Genomic DNA, 22,938 nt, shown 5'->3' with positions numbered 1-22,938 from the left:
GTGTCGCGGCTACCCCGGCATCCATGCCGGGGTGCCCACTGCGCACTACCTGCCTGCGGCCATCGTGGTTTAACGGGGCGCCTAAGATCAAGATCAAAAGCCAGATCAAAAGCAGAGCAACAGCAAAGCCAGAGCGCGAAGCTGCCTTCCCCTGTGGGAGCGGGCTTGCCCGCGATGACGGTGTATCAGTCGATAAATCTATTGGCTGACCTGCCGCCATCGCAGGCAAGCCAGCTCCCACAGGGGGACCGCGCACGCCTCGACGATCAGGTCGGCTGTCAGGCCGCCTCGCTTTGCTTGTGATTTTGATCTCAGGCGCCCCGTTAAACCACGCTGGCCGTCATCCGATATTGATTTGGGGGGTAACCCGGCAGGACGCCGGGTTAGCCGCGCTGGGCCATGGATGGCCCATCGCGGCGGCCCCCCAAATCAATGTCGGATGACGGGCACACCGAGCCTGGGCGAGGTGCCGAGTGGTGGGGCAAGAGCCCTTTGCTTACTTTGGGGCTCTTTTCCAAAGTGAGCCGCCGTAAGGGCGGAACCAATAGCCGCCGTAACCGCAGCAACGGATATGTACACAACCCCAGAAGAGAGTTGTATAGCTACCTATGCCCATCGCGAACAAGCCCACATCAATCGGTGCAGGTCTTTAAATTTCGCTCACGTTGACCCACCGCTCCTCCCGCGCCGCCAGCCGAAGCGCTGTCGCCAACCGCTCCACCTCCCACGCCGCTTCAAAATCAGTACCCGCGGCACCTTGCCCGGCCAGGGCCATGATCAACTCCTGCACTTCCAGGGTTTTCAGTTCGTTGTACCCCAACTGATGCCCCGCCGCCGGGCTGAACGCGGCATAGCCGGGCAGGGCGGGGCCCGCCAGTAAACGCTGGAACCCCTGTTCACCGGCACGAAACAGGCGCAACTCATTCAATCGCTCCTGATCGAACGCCAGGGTGCCGTGTGTGCCGCTGATCTCGAAGCTCAAGTGATTCTTGTAGCCGTGCTTGAGCCAACTGCTGCTGACGGTGCCGCGTGCGCCATTGGCAAAACGCAGCAAGGCATGTACCTGATCATCCACCGCAATCGAACGCCACTCGGTACTGCCAGGGCTGGCCGGGCGTTGGGCGTGGACGGTCTGGCTGTCGGCGCACACCTTGCTCACATCGCCCACCAGGTAACGCGCCATCGCCAGCAGATGACTGCCCAGGTCCGCCAGGGCGCCACCGGCATGCTCCACCTCACAGCGCCAGGACCAGGGCGACGCCGGGTCGGCCATAAAGTCTTCACTGAACTCGCCCTGGAAACTGATGATCTGCCCCAGCTCGCCCGCGTCGATCATCTGTCGCGCCAGGGCGATCATCGGGTTGTGCTGGTAGTTGTAGCCGACCCGCGTCACCACTCCAGCCTCGTAGGCGGCGAGGCGCATGGCGTCGGCTTGCTGCAGGCTGGTCGCCAGGGGTTTTTCGCAATACACCGCCTTGCCCGCCGCCAGTGCGGCCATGGCCATGGGGTAGTGCAGGTGGTTGGGGGTGGTGATAGCGACCAGGTCCACGTGCGGGTTATCAATCAATTGTTGCCAGTCGCCATGGGCCTGGGCAAAGCCCCAGGCGCTGGCGCAACGTTGCGCGCGCTTGGTATCGGCATCGGCCAGGGCCGCCAGCGTCAGGTTGAAGGGAAGCTCAAACACCGCACGGGCGTTATTGAACGCCAGTGCGTGGGCACGGCCCATGAAGCCTGTACCGATCAGGCCGATTCCGAGTGAGCGCATGGCGGTGGTCCTTTTGAATTATTGTTTCAGGAGCGCAATTAATAGAATAAAAATTCCCAATGATCAATATATGGAATAAAAATATCGCCTAGCGGATGCGGGCAACTCATCATTTCAGCGAATGCAGCTATATTCAGCGCGAGGGCAAAAGGCCTTTAGTTAACAAAAGATAACGTAGCGCCGATTGTCAGACGATTCGAAAGCCCGATAGGATGGCCCCTGCTTCCTCAAGGGGCTCTAGATTGCAGGTTTGCGCACTGCGAACACCCTGGAAGGTGTTACGACCTAACAATAATAAATGGGAGAAAGGTCTATGAGTGAGCCTGTCATGGGTGTGGGTTTTTGCCGCCCGCTCGCGTCGCGCAAGGTCGCGGTGCTGGCTACAGCGCTCTCGCTGCTGGGGGTTGTCGCGTTATCGACGGCTGCCCAGGCTGCAACCGACGCCGCAGAACCTGCGGCATTTGCCATTGAATCGCCAAGGGCCGAAAAAGGCCTGATGATCGACGTCGTGCAGGCCGGCAAGCGCCTGGTGGCGGTCGGTGATCGCGGGCATATCCTCTATTCCGATGATCAGGGCGCTACCTGGGTGCAGGCCAAGGTGCCGACCCGGCAATTGCTCACGGCGGTGTTTTTTATCGACGACCAGCATGGCTGGGCGGTCGGGCATGACGCCAAGATCCTCGCCAGCAGCGATGCCGGGGCCACCTGGAGCGAGCAGTTCAAGGACCTCAGCCGCGAAGCACCGCTGCTGGACGTGTTGTTCAACGACCCCAACCACGGCTTTGCCGTGGGCGCCTACGGTGCGCTGATCGAGACCACCGACGCCGGCAAGACCTGGGAGGATGTCAGCGACCGCCTCGACAACGAAGACCAGTACCATCTCAACGCCATTGCCCGGGTCAAGGATGCCGGCCTGTTTATCGTCGGCGAGCAGGGCAGCATGTTCCGCTCCAGCGACGAGGGGCAGACCTGGGAAAAACTCGAAGGCCCTTACGAGGGCTCGCTGTTTGGCGTGATCGGCACCGCCCAGCCCAAGACCCTGTTGGCCTACGGTTTGCGCGGCAATCTGTTCCGTTCCACCGATTTTGGCGACACCTGGGAGCCAGTGGCGCTCAAGGCCGCCCGTGGCGCCCTGGAGTTCGGCCTGTCGGGCGCGACCTTGCTCGACGACGGCACCCTGGTGGTGGTGGGTAACGGCGGCAGCGTGGTGGTCAGCCACGACGATGGCCTGACGTTCAGCGTATTCAATCGCCCGGACCGCATTTCACTCTCGGCAGTGACGGCGGCGGGCAATGGCGACTTGATTCTGGTGGGGCAGGGTGGCGTGCGCGTCGCCGAGCCAACCGGCGCCGAACGCAAAAAACAATAAGAAGGCGGGGACAGAATGAGCAGTCATCACAACGATAAAGCGACCTTTCTTGAGCGCCTGATCTTCAATAACCGCCCGGCAGTGATCGTCATCTGCCTGCTGGTGAGCATTTTCCTGTTCTGGCAGGCGACGTTGATTCGCCCGTCCACCAGCTTCGAAAAAATGATCCCCCTGCAACACCCCTTCATCGAAAAGATGATGGAGCACCGCAACGACCTGGCGAACCTGGGCAACACCGTGCGCATCTCGGTGGAGGCCAAGGACGGTGACATCTTCTCCAAGGAGTACATGGAGACCCTGCGCCAGATCAACGACGAAGTGTTCTACATCTCCGGTGTCGACCGCTCCGGCCTCAAGTCCCTGTGGAGCCCCAGCGTACGCTGGACCGAAGTGACCGAGGAGGGCTTTGCCGGCGGCGAAGTGATCCCGCAGAGCTACAACGGCTCGCCGGAAAGCCTCGACCAGTTGCGCAACAACGTGCTCAAGTCCGGCCAGGTCGGGCGCCTGGTGGCCAACGACTTCAAGTCGAGCATCGTCGATATCCCGCTGCTGGAGTCCTACCCGGACCCGCAGGACCAGGGCAAGTTGCTGGCCCTGGACTACCAGAAGTTTTCCCACGAACTGGAAGACAAGATCCGCACCAAGTTCCAGGAGCAGAACCCCAACGTCCAGATCCATATCGTCGGGTTCGCCAAGAAGGTCGGCGACCTGATCGACGGCTTGATCATGGTGGTGCTGTTCTTCGGTGTCGCGTTCGTGATCACCCTGGTGCTGCTGCTGTGGTTCACCAACTGCGTGCGCAGCACCATCGCAGTGTTGATCACCACGCTGGTGGCGGTGGTCTGGCAACTGGGCTTGATGCACTTTTTCGGGTTCGGCCTGGACCCGTACTCGATGCTGGTGCCGTTCCTGATCTTCGCCATCGGTATTTCCCACGGCGTGCAGAAGATCAACGGCATCGCCCTGCAATCCAGTGAGGCCGACAACGCCCTGACGGCGGCCCGCCGCACGTTCCGGCAACTGTTCCTGCCGGGGATGATCGCGATTCTCGCGGATGCGGTGGGCTTTATCACCCTGCTGATCATCGACATCGGCGTGATCCGTGAACTGGCCATCGGCGCCTCCATCGGTGTGGCAGTGATCGTGTTCACCAACCTGATCCTGCTGCCGGTCGCGATCTCCTATGTGGGCATCAGCAAACGCGCGATTGCCAAGAGCAAAAAGGACGCCAACCGCGACCATCCGTTCTGGCGCCTGTTGTCGAACTTCGCCAGCCCGAAAGTCGCGCCGATCTCCGTCGCCCTGGCCGTGATCGCCTTTGGTGGCGGCCTGTGGTACAGCCAGAACCTGAAGATCGGCGACCTCGACCAGGGCGCCCCGGAACTGCGCCCGGATTCGCGCTACAACAAAGACAATAACTTCATCATCAGCAACTACTCCACCAGCTCCGATGTACTGGTGGTGATGGTCAAGACCAAGGCAGAAGGCTGCTCGCGCTACGAAGCCATGGCGCCCATCGACCAGTTGATGTGGAAGATGCAGAACACCGAGGGGGTGCAGTCGGCGATCTCCCTGGTGACCGTGTCCAAGCAGATGATCAAGGGCATGAACGAGGGCAACCTGAAATGGGAAACCCTGTCGCGTAACCCGGATGTGTTGAATAACTCCATCGCCCGTGCCGATGGCCTGTACAACAACAATTGCTCCCTGGCGCCGGTGCTGGTGTTCCTCAACGACCACAAGGCCGAGACCCTCGACCGTGCGGTGCATGCGGTGCAGGACTTCGCCAAGGAAAACAACAAGGAAGGCCTGGAGTTCATCCTCGCCGCCGGCAACGCCGGGATCGAAGCGGCCACCAACGAAGTGATCAAGGAAGCCGAGCTGACCATCCTGATCCTGGTCTACCTGTGCGTGGCGACCATGTGCATGATCACCTTCCGCTCCTGGGCGGCGACCCTGTGCATCGTGCTGCCGCTGGTACTGACCTCGGTGCTGGGCAACGCGCTGATGGCGTTCATGGGTATCGGCGTCAAGGTCGCGACCCTGCCGGTGGTGGCGCTGGGGGTGGGGATTGGCGTGGACTACGGCATCTACATCTACAGCCGCCTGGAAAGCTTCCTGCGCGCCGGTCTGCCGTTGCAGGAAGCCTATTACCAGACCCTCAAATCCACCGGTAAAGCCGTACTGTTCACCGGCCTGTGCCTGGCGATCGGCGTGTGCACCTGGATCTTCTCGGCTATCAAGTTCCAGGCCGATATGGGCCTGATGCTGACCTTCATGCTGCTGTGGAACATGTTCGGTGCACTGTGGCTGCTGCCGGCACTGGCGCGGTTCCTGATCAAACCGGAGAAACTGGCGGGGCAGAAGGGCAACTCCTTGTTCGCCCACTGACCCAAGAAGCCCCCCCTGTGGCGAGCGGGCAATTCCGCTCGCCACAGCCGGTCAGGGAGCCAGCGGCAGGAACCAGCGCTGCACCAACGCCTTGCCGATCAACCCGCGATGGACATCCACGACTGCCTGGGGGCTTTGCGCCCTGGCCAGTTGCGAGTAGTAACTCTGCTTGCGCTGCTCCCGGGTTTTCAGGTGGGCCGCGGTATACAGTTCCTTGGGCGTATCGGCCGCCGGGTAGTGCAAGTGCGCATACCACAACGGATAGCCGCCCTGGTCGTTCACCGCATACTCCTGGACAAAATCCCGACGCTCGCCACTCAGTTGGATACGCTCCCCCAGCAACCCTATGTTGGCGCGCTTCTGTTCGATCAGGTACTCGAGGTTGCCGTGGGTCGGGGGCAGGTCCAGGCACAGCTGGGTACGCAGCGCCAGGCCTTGCGCACTCAAGCGCAACGCCGCCTGGCGCATGTTGTTAACCAGGGTTTGATCCGCTGACGTACGCGCCTCGGCGGGTTGGGCCTGAATCGCCAGATGCAGTTCGTTGGCCAGTCTGTCGTAACGCACCGCTTCAAATTGCAGCACTTCCTGCACTTCTTGCGGGTGCCGGGAGATTCTCCGGTATTGCTCGCCACGGCGCAGGTGTTCTTCGAGCATGGCCAGCAGCTTGCGGGCTTCACCCTTGACCAGGCTCAGACTGCGCGGTGCTGGCGCAGAGGCCGGTGGTCGCGACTCCTTGTATTCGATCCACTGGTCCCCCCGTTGTGAATACATGGCCAGCAGTTGGTCACTGACCTGGGAGCGAACCTCCACCGTTTCCACCGAGCCCACTGGCTTGACCTCACCGATAAAGGTGCCCTTTTTCGGGGTACGGATCACTTTTTTCAGAGGCTTGCCGATCATTGCCGGGCTGCGTCGGCTCGGGCGCCTGGGGGGCTGGGCGACGGGCTTGATTTCGCCGGCCAGTTGCTTGGCGGCGTCCTGGTACAGTCCCTCTACCAGCGTGACCAGCTTGGCAAAATATTCGCTGTCCAGCTCATCGGCATTGACGATACCCAGCCCCTGCAACGAATCCAGGCCCCGGCCATAGTGTTCCACCAGGCTTTCCAGCACGCTCACGCGGTCCTCGGCCGTCAGTTCCAGGTCGTTCAGCTCACTGTGGGTACGCAAGTGTTCCTGCAGGGGCTCAAGGATGTCGATCAGTACATCGACCAGTGGATGATCCGGGTACTTGTGGGTCATCAGTTCGTAGTTGCGCATCAGCAGATCCTTGACGGCCAGGGCGCTGATTTCCTGCGGACGGTCCCAGGTCAGACGGTTGTAGTATTCGCTGCCGGCGGTGCCCAGGTTGAACAGTTGGTCCAGGTAGCGGTCGCGCAGCTCCAGCCAGTGGATCGAACGCTCATTGATGGCAATCATTTCGCGGATGAACCGCTGGTAAGCCGCAAAGTCACTGAGCACAGCCTCGGCCAGGCGTGTGCTTCGGGACGTGAAGTGACTGTTGTTGCGGTACAGCGCACCGCGATCTTTCTCGGCCACCACCACATGCTTGCGCGTATTGTTGACGATGTTTTCCAGCAAGCTCGCCACCGATTCGGGTGGCAAGGCAATCCCCAGCTCGCTGCGTTCTTTCAGGCTGTCCAACTGCTGCTGGTATTCCAATGTCTGTTCCTGCAGGGCCGTATCGAAGCGCTGGCGACTGTCAGCCTGTTGCGCTTCGCTGAAGCGTGGGTCTTCGGCGGTCCTGGTCATCACCCCCAGGAAAATCTCGATCCGGTTTTGCCGGGCCACCTGACCCTGGATGAACTGTTCGTAAGAACGCTTCAGTTGGCTGACCCGTTCAGCCCGTCGCTGACGTTCGGCGGCGATTCGCCTGGGGGGCATGCCACCGCGCAGGCGCAGGCGGGTGTCTACCGACCACACGCCGTTGGCATCGCTGCGCAGGTAAGGGCCGCTGCGGTTGGGGTCGCCAGGGGCGACGACCCTGATGTCGCCCTCCGGCTCCAGGCTCACTTGCAACCACTCGCCGTTCGCCTCGGCGTGCCAAATGTTTTCAACCAGGTACAGCCCCCTGCGTGGCCCATTCAGCACGGGGCGGGGCAGGGGCGTCGGCCGGATGGCCTTGAAGCTGCTCAGCCGCACGCGCTGGGCTGGCGTCAGGCGTTGACGGGTCTGGGCAAAGCTGAAGTCCAGCACATTGCGGCGGGTGTCCGGCAACACACCTGGCAGGGCCACGGCTCCCTCGCGAACCGTCGGCGCCGCGGGCACCGGCCATTGTTCGGCAATACGCGGCGCGAGGGCCGAAGGCAGTGCACGCGCCTTGAGCCCGGCAGCCAGGGGCGGGTAAGACGCGGTCACCTCGGGCGTCGCCTCGAACAGCAGCAGGCCGAGGTTGAGCAGCAGATCGACGGCAGCCAGTTCCCGGGTCTGGCGGTCGGGCGCATCCAGCGCCGGTATGTCCTGGTCCAGGCTGGCCATCAGGGCCATCAACCAGCCGGTGAGCATCGCCCGACCACGCAGCAACGGCAGCAGCAGGTTGCCGAACAACAGGCTGCTGCCTTCCAGCAGTACCCGCCAGCGGCTCTCGCTGTTGGACACCGACTCGCGGTTGGCCTGTTGCACCAAGCCACGGGCGTGGTCGCTGAACAGGTAGCTCATCAGGCGCCCGGTCACCAGGCATTGTTGTAATTCATCGTTGATGCCATCGCTGGACAGGCGCGCCGGCACCGGCTTATTCAGGGGGGCAAATTCATCGCCCTGGCCGAAGCGCAGGTAATGTGGTTCGCGCAAGCCACCGTGGGCATAGATCGGCCGGGCGCTGTCGCTCAGCCAGGTCAGCACACTGTCCTGTAGCTCGCCGGGCTGGGCGATGGCCTCGAACAGCGCCTCGCGGCTGGCGAATTCCAGAAGCGCTTGGGCATACAACGGGCGGTACAGCAGATGAGGGCCGACCTCGGCGTCCCGCGTTTCGATCAAGTACATGTTGCTGACGCTGTCGGGAGAGGCGCCAGGGGCCCGCACCAACGCCAGATGACGGATCACCACCTGGCGGTTATCAACCTGCTGCTCGGCAACATTGCCCTGCATCAGCGCGGCCACCAGGCGCGTGCCCTGGCGGCTTACGCCGGCCTGTTGTTTGAGGCACAACTCCAGCGCCAGCAACGGCAGTTGCGCGGCCTGCTGATCGGCAAACAACGCTTCACGCTGCTGCGCCTCGGGACTGTCGCCCAGCAGGTGCTGCTCCAGCAGGCGGGGGTAGTGCTGGCCGATATCGACCTTTTCAATGAGGCCACCGGCGCCCATCAAATAGTCGGCGGTCAGCCACGACGGCAGCGCCAGGCCATGGCGATGGGTCAGGGTCACGGTGCCGCTGGGGCGGCTGGCCAGGTTGTCGATGGCCATGTCCGTGAGGCTCATGCGCTCGTGGCGGATAATTCCGACGGTGCCCGGATAGCCAGCGGTGACGGCGAAGGTCAGTTGCAGGTCGTCGGGGTGCAGCGCGGCGACAGACGGCGGCGTCGGCAACAGGGAATCGAAGTTCACGGCGTCGTGTTGCAGCGTTTGCAGCAGGGTCTTGACGGTGTAGGTGCGGATATCGTCCAGATCACTGAGGAAGTGGCGCCCGCCGCCGCGCTGTTTGGCGCTGGCCAGCGCCAGGGCATAACGCCGGTAAGTCGCGCGGTCGTCGGCGCTGGCCTGTTGCAGCCAGCTCGGCAGGTGTGGGCGCAGGGTGTCCAGGGCCTGGGGTGGGGCGGCCGGCGAGTCGCGGAAAAACCGGCCGGGATCGGTGAGTTCAGCATACAGCGCCTGCCAGGCGCTGAAGGGCTGGGCCGTGGGCAGGCGCAGGTTGCCCAGGTCTGCCAACTGGCGATTGAGGATCATCGCCGCCTGGTGTTCGAAGATATCGCCGTCGGGCTCGTAGCGCTGGATGAGGATATCGTCGACCTGATATTGGCTGCCCAGGCGCTGGCCGTAGGCCTGGACCAACCCATCCATGGAGGCGAACACTTCAATGCCGCCGCCGGGGCTGCACAGCAGCACCGGCATCTTGCCGTTCACGGCGCGGACCAGCACCAGTTCCGGACTCAGCAGGTGGCTGCTCTGTTCCCCGCTCTTGAGGGTGACTTCCAGGCCATAGGCGAACACCACACCCTGGCCATGGCGGGCGATTCGCGCTTCACGGTCGGGGATGGCCACCAGTTGGTCGATCGCCTCCTGCGCCTGGGCATCCAGGCCTGTGGGGCGAAGGGCGGATACGCGCAAGGTGTCCATCAGCACGTGCGCAAGCCAGCGCCAATGCCCGGCGTCCCAATACTCGGCCAAGGCATTTTGCAGGGCGATGGGCAGGGTCTGGGGCAGTTCGCCAACCAGGCGTGCGATGACCTGCATATTGAGTTGTTCCCCGGTCAAACCGGGCAGTTTCAGACGTTTTGGCGGCTCGTCGGAGAGGTACCAGGGCACGTTGTCCACATCGCTGAAGTCCAGCGCTATGCCACTGGCCAGCGCATCCTGTACCACTGGCATAAATGGCTGTAACAGCCAGCTGCGGCGTTGCGGCCGGGCCAGGCGCGTGCGACTCAGGTCTATCGTCAGCGTTGGGTACTGGGCGCCGATGGCCGCGGCGAGTTGTTGGCGGATCACCGTTTCCAGCGCGGGGCGATCAGCAAATCGAGCGCTCACGGCATGGGCGATGGAGGAGGGGGTGAGGTTTTGCATAAACATCCTTTTTATTGGCAGTAGATGCCTTCATGGCGGGGTTTTAGGCGGGCAACAGGCTGAGAAACAGGCGTTGGTCAAACGGCGCGGTGATCGGGTGGTACAGGTCTCGCACGATGGCCTGGCTGTCTGCACCGGCCTGGGCGATCAAGTCCCGCAGGGTCACAAAGCGCTGTTCGGGGCGCTTGAGATGGGCGGCGGTGTAGGCACTGGGCAAACTGTCGGCCTGGCTGTAGTGGAAGTGGGCGTACCACAGCACCGTGAGGCTGTTTTTCTCGCGCACGGCGAACTCCGACACGTAGTCCCTGGACGCGGTACGTTGGGCGCCGTGGACCAGGCCGATATCAATCGCGCCGTGGCTACGCAGGAACTCAATGTGTTCCTGGCGCGGGCGCTGGGCCTTGTAGCCCTCGATGCACTGCTGCGTGCCTTGGCAGCGCAAGTCGCTGGCGCGCCGGCGCAAGCGTTCCACGGTCTGCGGCATGTCCGGTTTGTCCCCATGGTGGTTGGCCAACTCGGTCGCGACCGTTTCGAGGCGCTCGGCCTGGTGCGCGAGCATGTCGCGCCAGTCTTGCGGGTTGAGTTCATCGCGGCGTGTCGGGTCGCTGAGCTTCTTTTTCTGGAATTCGATAGAGCGCTCGATACCGGGCACCTCTTCCAGCAGCCGTTGTGCCTGGGTGCGCAAGGTCGCCAGGGACGGCGCCGGTGATGGCTCGACCGGCGCGGTGGGCTGGGCGTCGACAATCTCTACCCAGCCCTCATTGGGATGCTCCATAAAGCGCCCGCTGACCTGCTGGGTAATCGGGTTACGGGTCACGATGGTGGGGAAGGGGATGTCGCTTTGCGCGGGTTCCAACTCGCCGACCAGGGCACCCTTGTCCCGTGATTTGAATACGCGTTTGGTTCGCGACGTCGTGCGTACCGGTTTAAACGGCGTCGGTTGTGGCGGCAGGAATTCATCCTCGCGCAACAGGGCCGCCAGATCCGTCTCGGCGCTGTCACGGGAGGTGTGCAGGCGCTCGATCAGCAGCGGCATATACCTTGGGTGTGCCAGGGGCGAGTCCAGTTCCAGCAGGCTCTGGTAAATCTGCAGTCGGCGGCGGTAATGTTTGATCAGGTTGCTCAGCACGGCCTTGCGCTCGGCTGGGGTGAAGCCTTCGGTGGTCAGTAGCTCCAGGTGTGAGTCTTCCAGAGGCGACAGCGAGGATTGCAGGTGGTCATGGCGCGCCAGGAAGTAGTGTTCCTGGGGCGTGGTGGCCGGGATCGTCTGGTCGATGCTCAACTCGGTCAGCACATCCAGGGATTCGAGGGTGGCGTTGAGGCGGTTGTAGAACCGGCGCTTGGGGTGACCATTGAGGTACTTGAGGCGTTGCGCGGGGCCGGTCTTCAAGCGTGCGGCCATTTCCTCCAGGGTGTTCTCAATGGCAGTCATCGCCTGGGCGTGGCGCTCGGAAACCGCAAAGTTGGTCTCCAGCAGATCCTTGACATAGCGCATCGCCCCGACATCGTGGGCTGCGCCTTGCAGTTCGATCAGCGACTCGCCCTGTTCGGAAATGAATGTTGCCAGGTAGAGGGATGACAACTGGCTGACGCGGATTTCATCGGTGGCCAGAATCGACTGATATTGCTCGATGCACTGCCCTTCGTAGTCGAAGCGACTGTCCACTTCTTTCATTTGGCCATAGGCCGTGATCAGCTCGCGCCGCTGTTGCAGCAATTCGGCGGCGGCCTGATCGAAGCGCTCCTGAAAAAGCTGGAAGGCGGTCCTGGTCCGGGAGCGTTGGGCGACTTTGTCGCGGTGCTCGGCTATCAGCGCCGGGTCGTCCGGTTTGCTGCGCAAGCTTAGGCGCGTTTTGCCCAAGGCGTTATGCGCTTGCTCGAACTTCAAGCGGGCGGCATCCAGCACCTGGTCGATCGGTTGCAGGCGCTTGATCAGGACGCTGATCTGATCACCGATGCGATTAATTTCCTCCGACACCTGGCTGCGTTGCTGATCGATTTGCGCCAGCTTGGCCTTGAGCCGGTTCTTCGGCCCGCCACCGCGCAGTTTCAGGCCCAGGTCCAGGCTCCAGCGACCCTGGGCATTGCGTGTCAGCTGGAAGCCGGGGTGCTGCGGTTTGTGCGGATGAACCAGGAACACTTGGCCCAGGTCCGGCAGGACATTCACGCGAAACAGCAGGCCGGCCACCGAGGCATGCCACTGCTGATCAATGCGGTACAGGCCCTTGAAGGCACCGATGCTCACCGGTAAGGGCGGCGGCACCGGCCAGGGTACATGCAGTTCGTGCAGGGCCTCCAGCAGGCGCTGGCGACTGCTGTCCCGCGCGTTGGAGTGGATAAAGTCCACCAGGGTCTGGTCGCCGGCCGGTGGCTCGGCGGGCAGGCCCACCGTGCCTTGTTCGATCACTGTCGGCGGGTGGGCCGTCGTCGCCGGGCGGCGCAGTGCCGCGAGGGTCAGCGCCAAGGCCGGCTCGGTGGTGTGCGCCGCCTGCTCAAGGGTAGGGGTGGGCCGGGAGGCCACGTGCAACAGAATCAGGCCGATGTTGAGCAGCACATCGACCCAGGCCAGTTCCCGCGCAGCGGCGTCATTGCCTTGCAGGGCGAGAATATCGTGGCGCAGGCTGACCGCCAGTTGTGCCATCCAGCCCGCCGCCATTGCCGGCCCGCGCAGCAGCGGCAGCAGAGCGTTAAACAGCAGCCAGCCACCTTCCAGCAGCACTTTCCAGCGGCTTTCGGCATTGGACACCGAGTCCCGGTCTGCCAGGTCCACCAGTGCCCGGGCATTGCTGCCGTACAGGTATTGGGTCAGGTTGCCCGTGGCCAGTGCCTGCGCCAGGGAACCGGGGATTTCGCCGCCATGGCTGTCCTGCGCCAACTGGGCGGGCGGTGGGGCAGGCCATTGCACGCTGTCGTCACCCTGGCCGAAGCGCAGGATATGTGGGCTGTGAAAGCCATTATGGCTGTAGATCGGCCGGGCCTTGTCCGTCATCCAGGACAATACGCTGTCTTGTAGCGCGCCGGGTTGTGCGATGGCGTCGAACAGGGCCGCACGGCTGCTGAATTGCTGCAGCGCGTCCTGGTACAACGGGCGGTAGAGAATCGGCGGCCCGGCGTCGCTAGCGCGCGGTTCGATGATAAACATGTTGCTGACGATATCCGGCACGGCACCGGGCTTATGGGCGAAGGCCAGAGGGCGGATCACGATGTCCTGGGCATCCACCACCCGCCCCGACAGGTTGCTGTGCAGTACCGCCTTGACGTAGCGATAACCCAGGAAGGTAAACCCCTGTTGCCCGCGAATCGCCAACTCCAGGGCTTGGCGCGGCAACTGTACCGCCAGCTCCTGGCCGAACAGCGCTTCACGCCGACGGGCTTGGGCGGTGTCCCCCAACAGCTGTTCGCGGATTGTCTGCGGGTAGTGCCGGCCGACGTCCACCTGGCGGATCAGCCCTGGGGTGCTATGGAGCAGGCCCTTTCCCCCCAGGACGTAGTCTTCGGTCAGCCACTGCGGAACGTCCGCCCCCGAGGTGTCGCGCAGGGTCAGGCGACCCTGGGGCGCGGCGGCGAGGTTGTTGATCGCCAGTTCGCTCAGGCTCATGGTCTGCTGTGCCAGATAGCCGCTACGCAGGTCTCCCACTGGGACATGGAAGGTCAGCGCCAGGTTGTCCGGCTCCACGCTGGACTCGGGGTGGTCGCGGCGCATCTGCTCGCGCAGGGTGCGGGTGGTGAAGGCTTGCAGGTTTTCGACGCCGCTCAGAAAGGATGCACCGCCGGTTTGCCGTTGCAGGCGCGCCTGGTCCAACAGCCCTTGGCGATAGGCAAAGCGCTGCTCGGCATCGGCTGCCAGCAGCCAGGGGGGCAGCGCCGCCTGCAGGACAGGCTGCAGCGTCGGGTCCGGCGCGGGGGCGGCGATAAACAAGGGCACAGGGTCGCTGGCGTCGGTGACCTGCTGCTCCAGGGCGCGTAGCCCTTCGGTAGCCGGCAAACGGATGGCTTGAAGGTCGTCCAGTTGCTGGTTGAGCAGTAAGGCGGCCTGGGTATCGAAGAGATTGCCATCGGGCTCGTAACGCTTGACCACCAGCGTGTCCGCTTGCAAGCGGCTGGCCAGGCGTTGGCCCCAGGTGTGGGTGAAGGCCTCGATTGAGGCAAAGGGCTCGACATTGCCCGACGCCTGGCACAGCAGGATCTGGGTGCCCTGCACCAACAGCAGGTCGGTGCTTAGCAGGCGGGCTTCGCGGTCCTGGTTGCTCACGCAGGCTTGCAGGCAGTAGGCATGCACGAAACCTGCGGGCGCGGCCTGGCGCTCGCGGCGATCGGGCTCGCCGGTCACGCTATCGAGCATGTTCCGGGCGGGGCCGCTCGGCAGCAGGCTTGCGGTGTTTTTCAGGGTGTCGCACAGCAGGTCGCCAAGCCATTGCCAGCGGCTGACGCCGGTTTCTGCGTCGAGGTTCCAGTAGCTCGTCAGGGCGTGTTGCAAAGCGATAGGCAGGGTAAAGGCGAGGTCCAGAATCACCCGTTCAATGACGGTCATATCCGGCTCGCGGGGGCCATTGGCTTCATAGGTCAGGCGCGACGGCGGTCGTTGGGACAGGAAGCAGCGGCGTTCGTCGATGACCAGGGTCAGGTTCAGGGCCGTGCCCTTGCCCAGGTGATCGAGGACGACGTCGATCAGGCGCTTGAGATCCCAGCCGCGCCGTTGGTTGGGGGTGGCCAGCCTGACCGTAGACACATCCAGGCGCAGCACTGGAAAGTGTTCCAGCAGGCGTTCCTGCAGGTGTTGCTCAAGCACCTGGCGCAAGCCCGGGCGATCGGCGAACTGGCGGGCGACGGCCAGGGCCGGGGTGTTGCTGCGGTGAGTGAACAGCGATGGGCCAGGGGGTGGGGCGGGTAAAGTGTCCGGCATAAAAGATTCCGTTCTGCGCGATGGGGTTCCTCCGCAGAATGGCAAGCCGCTGGGGCCGCAGTGTGGTAGCCGGTTATCGCGACACGACGGCGAACACGGTTTGGCCTATCATCAACGTTTTTCCACTGATGAATGATCCTGATGACTGCTGCCACTCTGCCTACTGCACTCCACACCAGCGACATGCTCGAAATCGATGGCCTGCATGCTTTTGATTTCACCTTCGATGACCGGCAGTTGCTGATCAAGAGCATGGACGGTCGGGCCGAGAAACGTTGGACGTTCAGCATCGCCCAGGTGCAGGCCGCGACGTTTGATGAAGCCTTGCAAAGCTGGACGCTCACCGGTGACTCGGGCGAGCACCGCCTGGTGTGCCTGAGCGCCATCACCGGCAGCAACGAAGACGAGGACGACGAACATGCTGATGCGTAAATTCTGGCCCCTGCTGATGGCCGGCAGTGTCGGTGCGATGTCGGTCCAGGCCGCTACGGCCGATACCTTTGATCTGCTGGTGGGCAGCTACACCGCCGGCACCAGCGAAGGCATCTATCGCCTGCAGTTCGACAGCCGTACCGGCCAGTTCAGCGGCCCGCCGGTGCTGGCGGCCAAGGCGCAGAACCCGTCCTGGCTGACCTTGTCCCCGGACCAGAAACGCCTGTTCGTGGTCAATGAAAACGGCCCGGGCCAGCAGGACGAAGTCGGGCGTGTCAGCAGCTATCGCATTGACCCGGCCAACCACCAACTGACCCTGATCAACCAGGTGCAGAGCCTGGGCAACGAACCCACCCACTCAAGCCTGGCCGCCGATGGGCGTTACCTGTTTGTTGCCAACTACTCGGTGCTGCAAGATCCGGGCGGCAGCCTGGCGGCCCTGCCGGTCGATGCCGAGGGCAGGCTGGCGCCACCGGTGCAACTGAGCGGGCACCCGGCCAGCGGCGTCAACCCCGAGCGCCAGGCGTCCAACCATGTGCATTCGGTGGTGTCGTCGCCGGATGGCAAGTACGTGTTTGTACAGGACCTGGGGGCGGACCGGATTTTTGCCTACCGCTACGACCCCAAGGCCAACCCTGAGCGGCCGCTGACCCCCGCCGATCCGGATTCCGTGCAGTTGCCGCCGGGCAGTGGCCCGCGTCACCTGCTGTTCAGTGCCGATGGCAAGCATGCCTGGCTGACCACCGAGATGAGCGCGCAGGTCGCGGTGTACGACTACCAGGACGGCAAGCTGAGCGAACGCCAACGGGTGGACTTTGCCGCCGGGCAACCGCTGTCGGACAAGGCCGGCGCGGCATTGCACGCCTCCAGCGACGGCAGGTTCCTCTACGTCAGTAACCGTGGCACCGCCAATCAGATCGTGGTGTTCGCCATTGATCCGGCCAACGCACAGCTGAAAGAGATCCAGCGCCGCGCCGTGGACGGCGATCATCCCCGTGAGTTCAGCCTGGATCCGAGCGGCAGGTTCCTGTTGATTGCCAACCAGAAGAGCAACCAGATCGTGGTGATCGAGCGCGATAGCCAGACCGGCCAACTGGGCAAAACGGTACAAAAACTGCCGATTGATGCTCCCAGCGATCTCAAGTTCCTGGTGCGTCAATAAGCCACAGGCCCCGGTGTACGGGGCCTGACTCCTTGTATTAATCCCAGTGATAACGGCTACTGTTTCAAAGCATTTCAGCGAGCCGGAACCCAGGCGTAAGTTTGCTCCAGGGCCTTCACAAGCCATCCAGCCAACTGAACACAAGGGTTACCGCCATGAACTTCAATCTCTTCTCGATCATTGCCGCTTCCGCTGTTTCCGCCACCGTCGCCTTGCCAGCCAGCGCCAGCGTGGAGATCAGCAGCAAAAAATCCAGCACCAGCGCCTACACCCAGAAATACCTGCAACAGAGCGCCAACTTCTACGCCGCCCTGGATCACAAGACCCAGCAGTGAGCAGCACTCGGCTTCAGGTTTTTGCCATCACTGCGGTAAACAACGGCGCCGCCAGAAAACGCTGCAGCCACTGCTGCAAACGTAGATACGGCGTTGTTGCAAACCACTCCCGATCCACATGGGCAAACTGGCGTATGAACGGCATCAGCGCCACGTCCGCCAGGCTCAGGTGATCGGCCAGCAGGTAATCACGTTGCGTCAGCAATCCCTCCAGCTGGCGCAAAAACACCTCGCCTTCGGCGCGATAGTGTTCCATCGGCTGCTCCGGGTAGCGCTCGGCGTATTTGTAGCGATTCAAATGCACCTTGAAGGCCTGGTCATTCTCGCCAATCAATTGCGCCATCAGCCTCTGCGCCGCCGGATCAGCCTCGAGCAGCCAGTCCTCGGGGTCGTTCTGCGCCAACGCCCAGTGCATGATCGCCAGGCTCTCGTCGATCACCTGGCCACCCACACACAACACCGGCACCGTGCCCTTGGGTGACAGCGCCAACATCTCGGCCGGCTTGGCCTTGAGGCTGACCTCGACAATCCGCAGCGCCACCCCTGAATACCGCAGGGCCATTCGCGCGCGCATGGCGTAGGGGCAACGACGGAACGAAAACAGCAGCGTCTCGCTCACTTGACCTCCAGGGTGCTCAGGCCATTGCCCTGGCGCTTGACCTGGATCTGCACCGGTATCCGCTCGTGCATTTCCTGCACATGGGAAATCACCGCCACCTTGCGCCCCTGGGCCTGCAGGCCGTCGAGGGCATCCATCGCCAATTGCAGGGATTCGGGGTCCAGGCTGCCGAAGCCTTCGTCGATAAACAGCGACTCGATCTTCAAGGTGCTGGAGGCCATCGACGCCAGCCCCAGGGCCAGCGCCAGGGAGACCAGGAACGTCTCGCCGCCGGACAGCGAGTGCACCGAGCGCAGTTCATCGCCCATTTCCGTGTCCAGCACCAGCAGGCCGAGCATGCTGCCGCCGCGCTTGAGGCGATAACGGCGTACCAGTTGGCGCAGTTGCACGTTGGCGTGGTGCACCAGCAGGTCGAGGTTGTAGGCCTGGGCGAACTTGCGGAACTTGTCGCCGGTGGCCGAGCCGATCAGCGCATCCAGCCGCGCCCAGCGCTGCCACTCTTCATAGGCCTTGGCGGTGGTGAGTGCCAGGCTCTGGTTGGCGTCCTGGCGTCGCTGGTCTTCGGCTTGTTGGGCGCGCAGTTCGGCGCAGTGTTTCTCGGCGTTGTGCAATTGCTGATTAAGGTCGGCCAGGGCCGCATCCAGCTGTTCGGCGTCGAGGTTGCCGTTGTGCAGGGCCTGGTGGTCCTTGAGGCGTTGCTCGCGCTCTTGTAGCAGGACTTTGGCCTGTTCGATGGCTTTTTCGCTGTGCTGCACCTGCTGGCGCAGCGCGCTGACAGCCGCCTCGTCGAACGCCAGCAGGTGCGCCAGGCCGGCGTCGTCGAGCTGCGGATGCTGGGCGCGCCACTCGCTGATACGGCTGTGCAACGCCTGGAGTTCGCTGTCCAGGGCTTGCTGGCGCTCCTGGCGGGCCTTGAGGTCGGCGGCCAATTGGATCAGTTCGCTGCGGGTGTCCTGCAACTGCTGATTGGCCTGGGTTTCGCTCTGGCGTGCCTGTTCCACCGCCTGCTCAAGGTGCTGCTGCCAGTGCTCGGCACTGCTGTGCTCACCCACCAGGGCGCTGAGTTGTGCCTGGGCGGCCTGCTGTTGGGCGCTCAGCTCAGCCAATTGTTGCTGCAACACGGCCAGCTGTTGTTGGCGATGTTGCTGGCGGTCCTGTTCTTTTTCGAGGGTTTGCTGGCGCTGTTGCTGCTCGGCCAGTTCATCCTTCTGGTAGCCGAGCTGCTCCAGGCGCTGGCTGATCTGTTGGTCCAACAGCATGAACGTGGCCGCGGGCTCCGTGCGCAGGCCTTCGAGGGTCTCGGCCGGTAGCAGGCTGGCGAAAGCATTGAGCTCTTCGTCCAGGCGCTCGCGGTCGCTGGCCAGCTCCCGTTGCTGGTCGATCAACTGCTGGCGGGCCTGTTGGCTGGCATCCTGGGCGGCTTGCAACTGTTGCTGCAGGCGCCCGGCATTTTGTTGCAGGTTGAGCAGGGCGCCCTGGCGCTGTTCGTCCTGGGTGATGCTCTGGCTGAGCTGGCCCAGTTGCTGCGCCAGCCAGGCGCTGCGTTTGTCGCTGTCCTGGTTGAACAGGGTGGCGCTCAACGGATGGGCCTCGAGGCTCGGCGCCAGGGCCTGGCGCTGGCTCGCCAACTGCTCCTGCTGTTGCAGGAACTCCTTCTGCTGGGCGATCAAGCCGCCAACTTCGCCGCGCAGGTCGGTGAGCTTTTCCTTGAGGGTCTCGACGGCGAGCTGTGCAGTGGCCTCTTCGTTTTCATCGTGGCGCGTGAGGCTGTGCAACAAGGCTTCGGGCTGATGGTAAGGATGCTCGACGCTGCCGCACACCGGGCAGGGCTGATCATCCTGCAATTGCCCGCGCAACTCCTCGACACTGGCACTGCGTGCCAGCCGCTGACGCTCCAATAACTGCTTGGTCACGCTCAGGGTCTGCTCGGCCACTGTCAGCTCGGCCTTGGCTTGCAGGCCGGTCTGGTTCAACTGCTCGCGTTGTTGCTGGGCGGTGGCCTGCTTTAGGGCCAACTCCTGTTGTTGCTGGTCCAGCTGCTGCTGGCTGTCCCAGAGCCGCGTCAGGTCTTCGAAGGCCCGTTGCTGCTTGCGATTGTCCTTGAGCAGGCTGTCGAGCAACTGGATCTGCTCGGCCACGGCGTGGGGTTCGGCGCCGGCTTCCTGATACAGCAGGTCCAGGGCTGCGCGCTGCTGAGTCCATTGCTCGCTGACGCGGTTGGCGCGTTCTTCCAGTTGCGGCAGTTCGGCCTGGCCCTTGTTCAGGCGATTGCCGATCAGCATCAGCTGTTGCAGGCGGTCGCGGTAGGCGTTCCAGGCGTCGCTCAAGGGCGCCAGCCCGGCGCTGCGCTCAAGCTGTGCCGCCAGTTGTTGCAGGCGGCTGGCGACCTGCTGTTGCTGGGCGTGCAAGGCATCGAGCGCGGCCTGGCCCTCGGTGCAGGCGGTTTGCCCCAGTTGCAGCTGTTCGTTGCTTTGGGCCAGCTCGCGGGTCAGGCGGGCGAGGCTGCTTTGTTCGTCGAAGGCCTGGCGCAGCAGCGGCACCGCGTCGGTCTGTTGTTGCAGGGCTGCGGCCAAGGCGCTGTGTGCGCTGGCTTGCTGCTGTTGCAACTGCTCCTGGCGCGTGTGCAGGGCGCTTTGTTGTTCAAGGTGCTGGCGGATCTGCACGGCCAGGGGGGCCAGTTGGCCGGTCAATTCGCTGTGCCGCGCGAAATGATGACGCTGCGGTGCCAGTTGCTCCAGGTGGTTCAAGTCCTGGCGCTGCTGGCCTTGGCTGTCCCATTGCTGTTGGGCTTGCTGCAACTGTTCGGCTGCACTGTGCTGGCGCTCTTGCCACTCGCGCAGTTCCTTGAGCCAGGTGTGCTGCAGTTCCAGTTGCTTGAGCTGGGCCTGCTGGGTCTTGAGCTGGTGCTGGGCTGCGCTCAACTGTTGATCCAGCTCGGCGCGGGCCTCGGCCGGCAACGGCGTGACGCCGGTCGCCTGGTCTTGCAGCAGCTTGTGGGCTTCCTTGGCCTCCCGTGCCTTGACGAACGCACGCTGGCCCAACTGGGTGTAGAGCGCGGTGTCGGTGAGCTTTTCCAGCAGTTCGCTGCGCTCGTTGTCGTTGGCCTTGAGAAAGGCGCTGAACTCACTTTGCGCCAGCAGCACGGCGCGGGTGAACTGTTCGAAGTTCAGGCCCAGGGCCAGTTCCAGCTGGGTCTTGTATTCGGTTTTCTGGCTGGCCAGCAGTTGCTCGCTGTCCAGGTCGATCAGGCTTTGCCGGCTGTTCTGCAGCTTGCCGCTGGCCTTGTCGCGGGCACGGTTGGCTTCCCAGCGCGCGCGGTAGCGCCGGCCGCTGACGCCGATAAAGTCCACCTCGGCATACCCGCCGCCGGTACCGCGGCGGATCAGGGTGCGCGGGTCGCCGATGGAGATATCGGTATCGGCATCGGGCATTTTCGCCTGGCCGGTATCGCCCAGGCGTGGCACGGCGCCAAACAGCGCCAGGCACAGGGCGTCGAGCAAGGTACTTTTGCCGGCGCCGGTGGGCCCGGTGATCGCAAACAGGCCGGCACTGGCCAGGGGCTCGGCGGTAAAGTCGATCTCGAATGGCCCGGCCAGGGACGCGAGGTTTTTCAGGCGGATGGCGAGGATCTTCATGGCAGTTGCTCCTCCTGTTGTACTTCCTGGAGCAGCACGGCGAAATCCTTGAGGGTCTGTTCGTCCACGTCATTGCCGTAGCTTTCCTGCCAGGCACGGCTGAACAATTCCTGGGGCGTGAGCTGGTCGAGTTCGATCAACTGCTCTTGGCCATGGTCCTGGCCTGCGCCGCTGCCGGCATACTCGGCGGCGATGCGCACCAGGCGCACGGCCTTGCCCAGCAGGGCGTTTTCCACTTGCTGGCGCAGGTCGGGCTGGGGTTCGTCGAGGCGCACCCGCACCTCCAGCCACGGCTGGCGCTGGGTTTCGGCCAGCAGGTCGACATCGGGCAGCTCCGCCAGTTGCTTGAGGATCTCGGCCAGGGGTGCGGCTTCCAGGCGTTGCAGATGCACGGCGCGGGGGATCAGGCGCGATTCGACGCTGATCAGGGTGTCGCCGTCCAGTTGCACGTCGAGAATCTGGTGTTGATAGCCGATTTCGGAGAACGACAGCGGGATCGGCGAGCCGCAATAACGGATGCGCTCCTCACCATTGACCCGCTGCGGCTTGTGCAAATGGCCGAGGGCGACATAGCTGACACTGGCATCGAACAGACTGGCCGGCAGCGCTTCGGCGTTGCCGATGATCAGGCTGCGCTCGGAGTCTTCCGACACCGAGCCGCCGGCCATATGTGCGTGGCTGATGGCAACCAGCGCCTGGCCCGGCTGGCGCTTGGCGTTGGCCGCCGCGATCAGGCGCTCATGCACCTGGCCGATACCCTTGAGGTAATCGTCGCCCAGCAGTGCGCCAGTGACCTCGGCCGGGCGCAGGAACGGCAGCGCCAGGCACCAGCCGGCCACAGCCCCGGTTTTGTCCGGTAGAGCAATCAGCAAGCGCTCCACATCCAGTTGCCCGTCATCCAGCCACAGCACCCGGCCCAGGGCATGGGTGCGCAAACGCCGCATCAACGGCGCCGGCAGCTCAATGCGCGAGCCGGAGTCGTGGTTGCCGGCGATCATCACAATCGTCAGGTCGGGGTTTTGTTCATGGGCGTTGATGATGAAGTCATACAGACGCTCCTGGGCCTTGAGCGGCGGGTTGACCGTGTCGAAGATATCGCCGGCAATCAACAGCACATCGGGGCAGTGCAGCTTGATCTGGCCCAGCAGCCACTCGAGAAAACAGGCGTGCTCGAAGTCGCGTTCCTGGCCGTGGAGGTTTTGGCCCAGGTGCCAGTCGGAGGTGTGAAACAGACGCAAGGCGAACTCCGTGGGGAATAGAGAAAGGAGGGGAGTTTACCTGTAAATGGTAATGGGGCGCCCAAGATCAACAGCAAAGCCAGAGCGCGAAGCTACGGGGCTTTGTGGGAGCTGGCTTGTCGGTGATGGTGGGTTTGTGTACATATCAGTTGCTGCGGTCACGGCGGCTATTGGTTCCGCCCTTACGGCGGGTCACTTTGGAAAGCCCCAAAGTAAGCAAAGGGCTCTTGCCCCACCACTCGGTGCCTCGCCTAGGCTCGGCATGCCCGCAGTCAGGCATTGCTCCGTGGGCCCGCCGCGATCGGCCATCCCTGGCCGTGTCGCGGCTACCCCGGCATCCATGCCGGGGTACTCACTGCGCAATACCTGCCTGCGG

The 22,938-nt window shown here is 63.3% G+C and carries 11 protein-coding genes; 5 read left to right on the top strand and 6 right to left on the bottom strand.

Annotation, left to right across the window (positions count from 1 at the left end; genetic code table 11):
• Positions 1–649: 649 nt before the first annotated feature.
• On the bottom strand, positions 650–1,765 hold the full coding sequence (locus HBR93_RS18880) for a Gfo/Idh/MocA family oxidoreductase (RefSeq protein ID WP_057438653.1): 1,116 nt from the start codon (positions 1,763–1,765) through the stop codon (positions 650–652).
• 328 nt (positions 1,766–2,093) lie between these two features.
• Between HBR93_RS18880 and HBR93_RS18875 the strand changes: the two genes are divergently transcribed.
• On the top strand, positions 2,094–3,134 hold the full coding sequence (locus HBR93_RS18875) for a YCF48-related protein (protein WP_057438652.1): 1,041 nt from the start codon (positions 2,094–2,096) through the stop codon (positions 3,132–3,134).
• 15 nt (positions 3,135–3,149) lie between these two features.
• Entirely contained in the window at positions 3,150–5,525 is a 2,376-nt protein-coding gene (locus HBR93_RS18870; RefSeq protein WP_057444729.1) for an RND family transporter, read from the top strand.
• A gap of 51 nt (positions 5,526–5,576) precedes the next feature.
• Here the strand turns inward: HBR93_RS18870 and HBR93_RS18865 are convergent, their stop codons facing one another.
• Both HBR93_RS18865 and HBR93_RS18860 read right to left on the bottom strand, forming a co-directional pair.
• Positions 5,577–10,238 (bottom strand): hypothetical protein, encoded by a 4,662-nt coding sequence (locus HBR93_RS18865; RefSeq protein ID WP_169960829.1) that lies wholly within the window; start codon positions 10,236–10,238, stop codon positions 5,577–5,579.
• Between the two features lie 43 nt (positions 10,239–10,281).
• A complete protein-coding gene (locus HBR93_RS18860; RefSeq protein WP_169960828.1) occupies positions 10,282–15,141 on the bottom strand; it encodes a DUF6543 domain-containing protein in 4,860 nt (1,619 codons plus the stop codon).
• Positions 15,142–15,282: 141 nt separating this feature from the next.
• Between HBR93_RS18860 and HBR93_RS18855 the strand changes: the two genes are divergently transcribed.
• The 3 genes from HBR93_RS18855 (at position 15,283) to HBR93_RS18845 (ending at position 17,070) form a co-directional block, all read left to right on the top strand.
• The gene (locus HBR93_RS18855; protein ID WP_057959839.1) at positions 15,283–15,573 is read left to right on the top strand and encodes a DUF5629 family protein; all 291 of its coding nucleotides are present in this window, start codon (positions 15,283–15,285) and stop codon (positions 15,571–15,573) included.
• Positions 15,560–16,735: a lactonase family protein gene (locus HBR93_RS18850; RefSeq protein ID WP_057438650.1), complete on the top strand. Its 1,176-nt coding sequence runs from the start codon at positions 15,560–15,562 to the stop codon at positions 16,733–16,735. Before HBR93_RS18855 ends, HBR93_RS18850 begins: the two co-directional genes overlap by 14 nt.
• A 155-nt stretch (positions 16,736–16,890) precedes the next feature.
• Positions 16,891–17,070 (top strand): hypothetical protein, encoded by a 180-nt coding sequence (locus tag HBR93_RS18845; RefSeq protein WP_057959838.1) that lies wholly within the window; start codon positions 16,891–16,893, stop codon positions 17,068–17,070.
• 13 nt (positions 17,071–17,083) lie between these two features.
• On the opposite strand, the gene HBR93_RS18840 is transcribed toward HBR93_RS18845, so the two are convergent.
• Genes HBR93_RS18840 through HBR93_RS18830 form a run of 3 tightly spaced genes read right to left on the bottom strand, consistent with a single transcriptional unit; the run spans position 17,084 to position 22,562 of the window.
• Positions 17,084–17,689 carry a glutathione S-transferase gene (locus HBR93_RS18840; RefSeq protein WP_169960827.1) on the bottom strand — a complete coding sequence of 202 codons (606 nt, stop codon included), beginning with the start codon at positions 17,687–17,689 and terminating at the stop codon, positions 17,084–17,086.
• Complete coding sequence (locus HBR93_RS18835) at positions 17,686–21,324, bottom strand: AAA family ATPase (RefSeq protein WP_169960826.1); 3,639 nt, start codon at positions 21,322–21,324, stop codon at positions 17,686–17,688. The genes HBR93_RS18840 and HBR93_RS18835 overlap by 4 nt, the downstream gene beginning before the upstream one ends.
• The gene (locus HBR93_RS18830) at positions 21,321–22,562 is read right to left on the bottom strand and encodes an exonuclease SbcCD subunit D C-terminal domain-containing protein (protein WP_169960825.1); all 1,242 of its coding nucleotides are present in this window, start codon (positions 22,560–22,562) and stop codon (positions 21,321–21,323) included. Before HBR93_RS18830 ends, HBR93_RS18835 begins: the two co-directional genes overlap by 4 nt.
• Positions 22,563–22,938 lie beyond the last annotated feature (376 nt).

Origin of the sequence: Pseudomonas sp. WS 5411 (assembly GCF_012985595.1) — a bacterium.
GTDB classification, from domain to species: Bacteria; Pseudomonadota; Gammaproteobacteria; order Pseudomonadales; family Pseudomonadaceae; genus Aquipseudomonas; species Aquipseudomonas shahriarae.
This window is presented reverse-complemented; position numbering and strand designations above follow the sequence as displayed.